Below are 8,574 nucleotides of genomic sequence, written 5' to 3' on the forward strand. Positions count from 1 at the left end.
GCGTTAGACAAGCTTTGAGGATGTTGGTATAATGAAGGTCAACTAAGAATGACTGGAGCGGTTTTGTGTGGATAAGAAAGAAAAATCAAACGTAAAAGTTTTGGATAATGAATATGCAAAAAAACAATATGTAAAATATGCAAAACAACAACGTCAAGTTATTTTTAGAAGACGTCGCTTATTGGCCATCTTTGTTGTGGCTGCCGTTATTTTTTTAAGTGCTGGGATCTCTTTACTTAATGATTATTTACGTTTACAAAGTTTGGAAGATTACAAAGAAGAGACGGTTGCTCGACAAGAAGAAGTTTCTCAACAAGCAGATAATTTGGAAGAAGATGTCGCTTTATTACAAGATGAAGATTATGTGGCTAAAATGGCTAGAAGTCGCTTTTTATATTCAGATGACGATGAAATCGTTTTTCCACTGCCGGGAGATGAAGCCGATGCGGCAGATGAAAATGAGGGAGCGACAGATTCTTCAGACTAGCCGCTTTATCATTTAACTAACAAGGCAAATCGTGTGTGAACACTCACGATTGTATGTTAAAATAATTAGGAATGAGACTTGCTTGCCTGCTAAGGTAAATATATAAGATAATAAACCGATACAACCGAGAAGAAAAAATAGAAGATCTTGGATGTCTTCTTAGCTTGCGGCGAGCTCTAATTGATTTAGAATTGGTAAATTTTAGGAGGAACAATTTTTTTTATGTCAATTGAAGTTGGAGAAAAATTAACAGGAAAAGTGTCAGGGATAACAAATTTTGGGGCATTTATTGACTTAGGGAACAAAAAAACAGGACTTGTGCATATTAGTGAAATTTCTAATAGTTTCGTTAAAGATATCCATGACGTATTAACAGTAGGTGATGAAGTGACCGTTCTTGTTACTTCAGTAGGTGAAGACGGTAAAATCGGTTTATCTATTCGTAAATTAGAAGATAAACCGAAAGAAGAAAAAAAAGAGCAGGAAAATGCGGCGAAACGTCCAACTGAGAAAAAGAATCAAGCGCCAGGGCAAAATTCTGGGAATAAACAAGAAGATTTCGATGCATTAATGAATTCATTTTTAAAAGAAAGTGACGACCGCTTGTTTTCCTTACGAAAAAATACAGAAGGCAAACGCGGAGGTCGTGGAGGCCGACGTAACTAAATATTTTAGCAGACTGAAAATTCGCTGACAGTAGTAAGCGTATTTTTTGTCTGTTTTCTTTTTTTAAGAAAACTTATGAATAAAGCGAGGTGGTTATGTGCTTTCTTGGCAGGTGGAAACGTTTATAAAAGAAAAACAGTTACTAGCAGCAAATGATCGTATTCTTGTGGGAGTTTCTACAGGTGTTGATTCGATGGTGTTATTGCATATTTTAGAAACTTTGCAAAAAAAGATGGGCTTTGTCATCGGGGTAGCTCATGTAAATCATAAATTGCGTGCTACTTCTGATGAAGAAGAGACTTATTTAAGAAATTATTGCCAAGAACATAACCTTCCGTTTTATTCGACTTGGTGGGAAAATCCACCTAAAAATGGAGTCGAAGAAAAAGCTCGGATATTTCGATATCATTTTTTTAAAGAAACAATGGTAAGTCAACACTATCAAGTGTTAGCGACGGCTCACCATAGAGATGATCAAATCGAAACTATGATTATGAAAATGATCCGTGAAGGGAATTTATTTTCTGCTAAAGGTATTGTGGCTAGCCAGTCTTTTGGTGCGACGGGGGAATTAGTGCGCCCTTTATTACAGATCACAAAAGAAGAGATTTTAGATTATAGTAAAAAAGAAGGCATTGTTTATTTTGAAGATCAGACAAATGCCTTACTAAATATGCAAAGAAACCGAATTAGACACCAAGTTATTCCTCTTTTGAAAGAAGAAAATAGCCAAGCTTTATCTCACTTCCAGCAATTATCTGACCAGTTGAGTGCTGCTGAAGAAATTATTACAGAGCAACAAAAGAAGTGGTACCAAGCGCTTATCAAAGAAAATTACCATGAATTTGAAGTAGATGTTGATAGTTATTTAACCTTTTCGCAAGCCCAACAGTTTTTTTTCTTACAAGAACTGGCGAAAAAAGCGCGAAAGTATTATGATATAACACTTAGCACTAAACAAATAAGGCAAGTGATGAAACTCTTATCAGAAGAAAAAGCTCATTGGGTGATGGATATTGATCAAACATGGCAATTTCAAAAAAGTTACAATCGATTGTTCTTATCAAAACAATCTAATAAGGATGAAGATGCAGAATCACTTTTGACGTTGAATTTAGGGGAGTCAAAATTTTTGTCAAAAAACGAATGGGTAGGGCTATTTTCTAAAGATAAAGTGGAAGTTCCAGAAAAAGTAAAGTGTTGGTTAGAATATCGGCAAGACTTGGGGAAAGAATTTCCTTTTTCCGTTGTTTTACGTAAAAGACAAGCAGGAGATCGCATCCAATTAAACAAACAGTTACACAAAAAGCTTTCTCGTTTCTTTATTGATAAAAAAGTTCCTCAAAATTCACGTGATCAAGCATGGGTAATGACAGACCTTAAGGACAATGTTTTAGGGCTGTTACCTTATGTATTTTCTTATTTGTGTATTCCTAAAGAAACTGCTAAAATACACTACGTACTTCTTTATAAGTATCGAAAGCCAAAGCTGGAAGGGGAAACAGATGCTGGAAAAAGATATTGAAAAAATCTTGATCACGCAAGAAGAGGTTGCTAAGCGTTGTGAAGAACTAGGCAAAGAACTCACAGCAGTTTATAAGAATAAACAGCCGCTTGTGGTGGGCGTACTAAAGGGTGCTATACCGTTTATGGCAGATATTGTACGTTATATGGATACATATATAGAGCTTGACTTTATGGATGTATCAAGTTATGGAGATGCGACGGTTTCATCAGGTGAAGTGAAAATCGTAAAGGATTTGGATACCAATGTAAAAGGACGAGACATGCTAATCGTCGAAGACATTATTGATAGCGGCCGTACGCTTAAATACTTGGTAGATTTATTTAAATATCGACAAGCAAATTCGGTAGCCATTGTTACACTTTTAGATAAACCTAAAGGTCGTGTGGTAGGGATCGAAGCTGATTATATTGGGTTTGATGTTCCTAATGAATTTGTTGTTGGTTACGGCTTGGATTTTGCTGAAAGATATCGTAATCTTCCTTATGTCGGAGTATTGAAATCAAGTATATATGAAACAAAAGTTTGACCATAACGAAGTAAGATATGATACAATATAAAAGGTCAAAATAAGACAAACTGGCAAGGAGGGGCCGTATGAAGAAAAATAATAAAGGAACCGCAAGAAATACCCTTTACTATGTGCTGATCATTTTGGCTATGGTAATGGTTGTTTATTTCTTTTTAGGCGATGGTAATGAAGACACATCAGAAATACAATATTCTACATTTACTGAACAGTTAGAAAACGGAGAGATTGATTCCTTCAATATTCAACCGACAAATGGTGTTTACCAAATAACAGGGGAATACAATGAAGAACAAACAATAAATAATAATAACGGATTAGCAATATTAGGTTCTACTGAATCAACTACGACGCAATTTTCTACGGTGGTGTTGCCTAATGATGCTACATTAACCGAAATAACAGATTTAGCAAATGATAACTCAGTAAGCACTTCTGTTGAAGAAGAGTCAAGTAGTGGTATCTGGGTATCACTGTTAGTTAGCTTTTTACCATTGTTGGGCTTTTTAGTTCTATTCTATTTTATGATGAGACAACAAGGTGGTGGCGGCGGTGGTGGCAACGGCCGCATGATGAACTTTGGCAAGTCTAAAGCTAAAGAAGCAGATAAGTCAGCTAATAAAGTACATTTTTCAGATGTTGCAGGTGCAGAGGAAGAAAAACAAGAATTAGTTGAAGTTGTCGAATTTCTAAAAGATCCACGTCGTTTTTCTGAATTAGGTGCTCGTATCCCAGCAGGGGTATTACTAGAAGGACCTCCAGGAACTGGGAAAACTCTTTTAGCTAAGGCAGTAGCAGGTGAAGCAGGAGTTCCGTTTTACTCGATTTCTGGTTCAGACTTTGTTGAAATGTTTGTTGGTGTAGGGGCAAGTCGTGTTCGTGATTTATTTGATACAGCGAAGAAAAATGCTCCGGCAATTATCTTTATTGATGAAATTGATGCTGTTGCCCGTCAGCGTGGTGCTGGTATGGGTGGCGGCCATGACGAACGGGAACAAACCTTAAACCAACTATTAGTTGAAATGGATGGTTTTGAAGGAAATGAAGGCGTCATTGTTATTTCTGCGACAAACCGTTCTGACGTACTTGATCCAGCTTTACTACGCCCCGGTCGGTTCGACCGTCAAATTTTAGTAGGACGTCCTGATGTTAAGGGAAGAGAAGCAATCTTACGTGTCCATGCTCGTAATAAACCAATATCTAAAGATGTTGACTTGAAGACAGTAGCTCAACAAACGCCAGGATTTTCTGGGGCAGATTTAGAAAATGTTTTAAATGAATCAGCGTTAGTGGCAGCAAGAAGAGGGAAGAAAAACATCGATGCCTCTGATATTGATGAAGCAGAAGACCGCGTCATTGCTGGACCAGCGAAAAAAGATCACGTTGTTAATAAGAGAGAACGTGAAATGGTGGCTTTCCACGAGGCAGGTCATACGATTGTTGGTTTAGTATTAAGCCGTGCACGTGTTGTTCATAAAGTGACAATTATTCCTCGTGGACGAGCCGGCGGATATATGATTGCCTTGCCTAAGGAAGATCAAAATCTTATGACTAAAGATGACTTAACTGAACAAATCGCTGGGTTATTAGGTGGTCGTGCTGCCGAAGAGATTGTCTTTGGTTCCCAATCAACGGGGGCTTCCAACGATTTTGAGCAAGCCACTAATATAGCACGAAGTATGGTTACTCAATATGGCATGAGTGAAAAACTGGGGCCAGTACAATATGAAGGTGGCAACCAAGTATTTGTTGGTCGCGATTATGGACAAACGAAATCTTATTCGGAACAATTTGCTTATGAAATTGACGATGAAGTGCGTAATATTGTAAATAATGGGCATGAAAAAGCCAATGAAATTCTCGAGGCTCATCGTCAACAACATAAATTGATTGCTGATAAACTGTTAGAATATGAAACACTTGATGCTAAAGCAATTAAGTCATTATTTGAAACAGGTAAAATGCCAGAAGCTTATGAAGAAGAAAGTGAGTATCCAAGTGAAAACGGCCAGTCTTTTGAAGAAGCTAAACGTGCTTTAGAAAAGAAAGAAGAGCAAGGTCGTGTGAATGACAAAGAGGATGATTCTAAAGAATCAGACGAAGAAAATCAAGAAGATTCAACTAAAGAATAGGATCATACTTCGGATACAAAAGATGAATAATTAAACCATAAAAGCTGTGGCGTTATCGTCACAGCTTTTACCTTGTGCAAAGAAAATGTTATTAAGCTATAATAATAGTGGCTGAGAACAAAAGAGGAGCATATTTTTGTAACTGTTTTAAAAAAGGAGAGTAAAAGATGCAAGATTATTTAGCAAAGGCCATGGCTTACGATGGATTTGTTCGAGCGTATGCTGTTAATGCTACCCAAACAGTTAGCCAAGCACAAAAGAGGCATGATACATGGAATACCTCTTCAGCTGCATTAGGCCGTACCTTAATTGGTGGTCTACTGTTGGGGAGCACAGTAAAAGGAGAAGATACAATTAGTGTACGTGTCCAAGGTAGTGGACCAGCTGGAGCCGTTATTGTTACCAGTAATGGCAGTGGAGATGTAAAGGGGTATGTTCAAAATCCACATGTTAGTTTGCCATTAAACGAGGAAGGAAAAATTGATGTTAAAGGTGCTATAGGGACCCAAGGGATTTTTTCTGTAACAAAAGACCTTGGTTTAAAAGAGCCCTTTTCTGGACAAACGCCTATCGTTTCAGGTGAATTAGGAGAAGACTTTACTTATTACCTTGCTGAGTCCGAACAAATCCCTTCTTCGGTTGGTTTGAGTGTTTCCGTTGACGTAGATGATTCTATTAAAACAGCAGGTGGCTTTATGCTACAAATGATGCCTGGAGCTAGTGAAGAGGTAGTAGCTGCCTTAGAAAAACGTATTCGACAGTTACCAAAAGTTTCTGTTATGTTAGATGATGGGAAAAGTCCAGAAGAAATATTAGACTTTATTTTTGCCGATGAGCCAATAACTATTTTGGAGAAACTGTCTGTACAGTTTAGATGTGATTGTTCTAAAGAAAGATTTGCCAAAGGTTTGATTTCTTTGGGAACCCAAGAGTTGCAAGAAATGATTGAACAAGACCATGGGGCAGAAGCGGTTTGTACATTTTGTCAAGAAAAGTATAAATTTAGTGAACAAGAATTAGAGTTACTTAAACAAGAAGCAGTCGATAATTAGTTAGGAAAAATTTCAAGCCGTGTTTTTTTCGGCTTGCTTTTTTTTCATATCATTGGCATTATAAAAAGGAAACCTATCAGAGAATGGAGGAAGCGTTGTGGCAGGAGAACGTGAAAAACAAGAAGAATTGAACGACCAAATGTTGGTTCGGCGACAAAAAATGGAAGAATTGCAAGAAAATGGGACTGATCCTTTTGGGGAACGTTTTGATCGCACACATAATTCTAGTGAGATTCACGAAACATTTGATGCTCGTACAAAAGAGGAATTAAATGAAATGGAGCTAACAGCTAGCGTGGCTGGTCGAATGGTTTCTAAAAGAGGTAAAGGAAAAGTTGGGTTTGCACATTTACAGGATCGTGATGGACAGATCCAGATTCATGTCCGTAAAGATGAAGTTGGCGAAGATAACTATGCTATTTTTAAACAAGCAGACTTAGGTGATTTTTTTGGTGTTACTGGAAATATTATGAAAACCAATACTGGAGAAGTTTCGGTTAAAGCCGACAAAGTGACGCTTCTAACAAAATCGCTACGTCCGTTACCAGAGAAGTACCATGGCTTAACGAATGTGGAACAGCGCCATCGCCAACGCTATTTAGATCTAATTAGTAACCGAGATAGTTTTGAACGTTTTAGAAAACGAAGTCAAATTATCAGTGAAATTAGACGATACCTAGATCATCTTGGGTATTTGGAGGTTGAAACGCCTGTTTTGCATAATCAAGCAGGAGGTGCTGCTGCGCGTCCATTTGTTACACACCATAATGCATTAGATATCGACTTGTATTTGCGAATCGCGCTAGAATTGCATTTAAAACGTTTAATTGTGGGTGGCATGGAAAAAGTTTACGAAATTGGCCGTGTTTTCCGTAATGAAGGAATTGATACAACTCACAATCCAGAGTTTACTATGTTAGAATGTTATACAGCTTATGCTAATTTTGGAGATGTTATGGACTTAACAGAAGGAATTATCCGAGATGTAGCTGAAAATGTGTTAGGCACAAACCAAATTAGTTATGATGAGCAGAATGTAAATTTAGGCGTTGAATTTTCTCGTTTACACATGGTAGATGCGATAAAAAAATATACTGGCGTGGACTTTTGGCAAGAGATGTCATTAGATCAGGCAAGAGAAACAGCTAAAAACCATAATGTAGAAGTTTCAGAAACAATGAGTGTAGGACACATTATTAACGAGTTTTTCGAAACGTTTGTAGAAGATGAACTACAACAACCTACTTTTGTGTACGGATATCCTATAGAAGTTTCCCCGTTAGCTAAGAAGAATGCAGAAGATGCTCGTTTTACAGACCGCTTTGAATTATTTATCGTAGGTCACGAATTTGCTAATGCATTTACTGAATTAAATGATCCCATTGATCAACGAGCACGTTTTGAAGAACAAGAAAAAGAACGTGTAGCTGGTAATGAAGAAGCGCATGGAGTAGATGAAGATTTCTTAGAGGCATTAGAATATGGTATGCCCCCTACCGGAGGGTTAGGTATAGGAATCGATCGGTTGATTATGCTATTAACAGATGCACAATCCATTCGTGATGTATTGCTTTTCCCAACAATGAGATAAACCTGGAAACTGCGGTTGTTATCGACCGCAGTTTTTTAGTAATAGTGGATAGAATGATGAAAGCTTTCAAAAGATTAATTGAAATTTATTGCAAAATTATATGCTGTAATTATTGACCTTAAGTGCTTTTCTTGATATATTGTTATTTGGTTATGGGGATGAAAAAGCTTTTCATTTTTTCACAAAAATGATTGACGGCTGCTTACAGTTTTGATAAACTTATCAAGTCGTTATAAAAAAAGGTTTTTTATTCAATTGAAAAAAGTTATTGACAATAACTGATTCTCTTGATAAGATATAAAAGTTGCTACGGCAACGCCAAAGAGAACAAAAGACGTAGACCTTTGAAAACTGAACAAAGCAACCAACGAACCAATGTGTAGGGCGTCTCGATTCAAGAGGCAAACACAAGAAACAAACAAACGCAAACGTTTGAAGAGCACAATGATCAACGGTGTGTTGATCGATCGAATTCTCAAGATGAGAGTTTGATCCTGGCTCAGGACGAACGCTGGCGGCGTGCCTAATACATGCAAGTCGAACGCTGCCCCTGTTCCCCTTCGGGGGAAGAGGTGGCAGAGTGGCGGACGGG

Annotated in this window: 7 protein-coding genes and 1 rRNA gene; all 8 read left to right on the forward strand. The window is 37.6% G+C overall.

Annotated features, from left to right (window positions below):
- Positions 1-67: 67 nt before the first annotated feature.
- Positions 68-487, forward strand: a complete 420-nt coding sequence (locus G577_RS0104715) for an FtsB family cell division protein (protein ID WP_028790200.1) — start codon at positions 68-70, stop codon at positions 485-487.
- A gap of 222 nt (positions 488-709) precedes the next feature.
- On the forward strand, positions 710-1,153 hold the full coding sequence (locus tag G577_RS0104720; protein ID WP_028790201.1) for a S1 domain-containing RNA-binding protein: 444 nt from the start codon (positions 710-712) through the stop codon (positions 1,151-1,153).
- A gap of 97 nt (positions 1,154-1,250) precedes the next feature.
- Positions 1,251-2,678, forward strand: a complete 1,428-nt coding sequence (tilS, locus tag G577_RS11045) for a tRNA lysidine(34) synthetase TilS (RefSeq protein WP_051176644.1) — start codon at positions 1,251-1,253, stop codon at positions 2,676-2,678.
- Positions 2,659-3,207 (forward strand): hypoxanthine phosphoribosyltransferase, encoded by a 549-nt coding sequence (hpt, locus tag G577_RS0104730; RefSeq protein ID WP_028790202.1) that lies wholly within the window; start codon positions 2,659-2,661, stop codon positions 3,205-3,207. The genes tilS and hpt overlap by 20 nt, the downstream gene beginning before the upstream one ends.
- A gap of 68 nt (positions 3,208-3,275) precedes the next feature.
- Positions 3,276-5,339 carry an ATP-dependent zinc metalloprotease FtsH gene (gene ftsH, locus G577_RS0104735; protein ID WP_028790203.1) on the forward strand — a complete coding sequence of 688 codons (2,064 nt, stop codon included), beginning with the start codon at positions 3,276-3,278 and terminating at the stop codon, positions 5,337-5,339.
- A 167-nt stretch (positions 5,340-5,506) separates the two neighbouring features.
- Positions 5,507-6,391 carry an Hsp33 family molecular chaperone HslO gene (gene hslO, locus G577_RS0104740; protein WP_028790204.1) on the forward strand — a complete coding sequence of 295 codons (885 nt, stop codon included), beginning with the start codon at positions 5,507-5,509 and terminating at the stop codon, positions 6,389-6,391.
- Between the two features lie 97 nt (positions 6,392-6,488).
- Complete coding sequence (lysS, locus tag G577_RS0104745) at positions 6,489-7,982, forward strand: lysine--tRNA ligase (protein WP_028790205.1); 1,494 nt, start codon at positions 6,489-6,491, stop codon at positions 7,980-7,982.
- 476 nt (positions 7,983-8,458) lie between these two features.
- Positions 8,459-8,574: ribosomal RNA gene (locus tag G577_RS0104750) — 16S ribosomal RNA — on the forward strand; the annotation flags it as partial.

Origin of the sequence: Tetragenococcus muriaticus DSM 15685 (assembly GCF_000423785.1) — a bacterium.
Lineage (GTDB): Bacteria > Bacillota > Bacilli > Lactobacillales > Enterococcaceae > Tetragenococcus > Tetragenococcus muriaticus.

Coding starts and splice junctions, on each gene's coding strand:
- hslO (WP_028790204.1), top strand. CDS start 5,507: ATGCAAGATTATTTAGCAAAGGCCATGGCTTACGATGGATTTGTTCGA.
- G577_RS0104720 (WP_028790201.1), top strand. CDS start 710: ATGTCAATTGAAGTTGGAGAAAAATTAACAGGAAAAGTGTCAGGGATA.
- hpt (WP_028790202.1), top strand. CDS start 2,659: ATGCTGGAAAAAGATATTGAAAAAATCTTGATCACGCAAGAAGAGGTT.
- ftsH (WP_028790203.1), top strand. CDS start 3,276: ATGAAGAAAAATAATAAAGGAACCGCAAGAAATACCCTTTACTATGTG.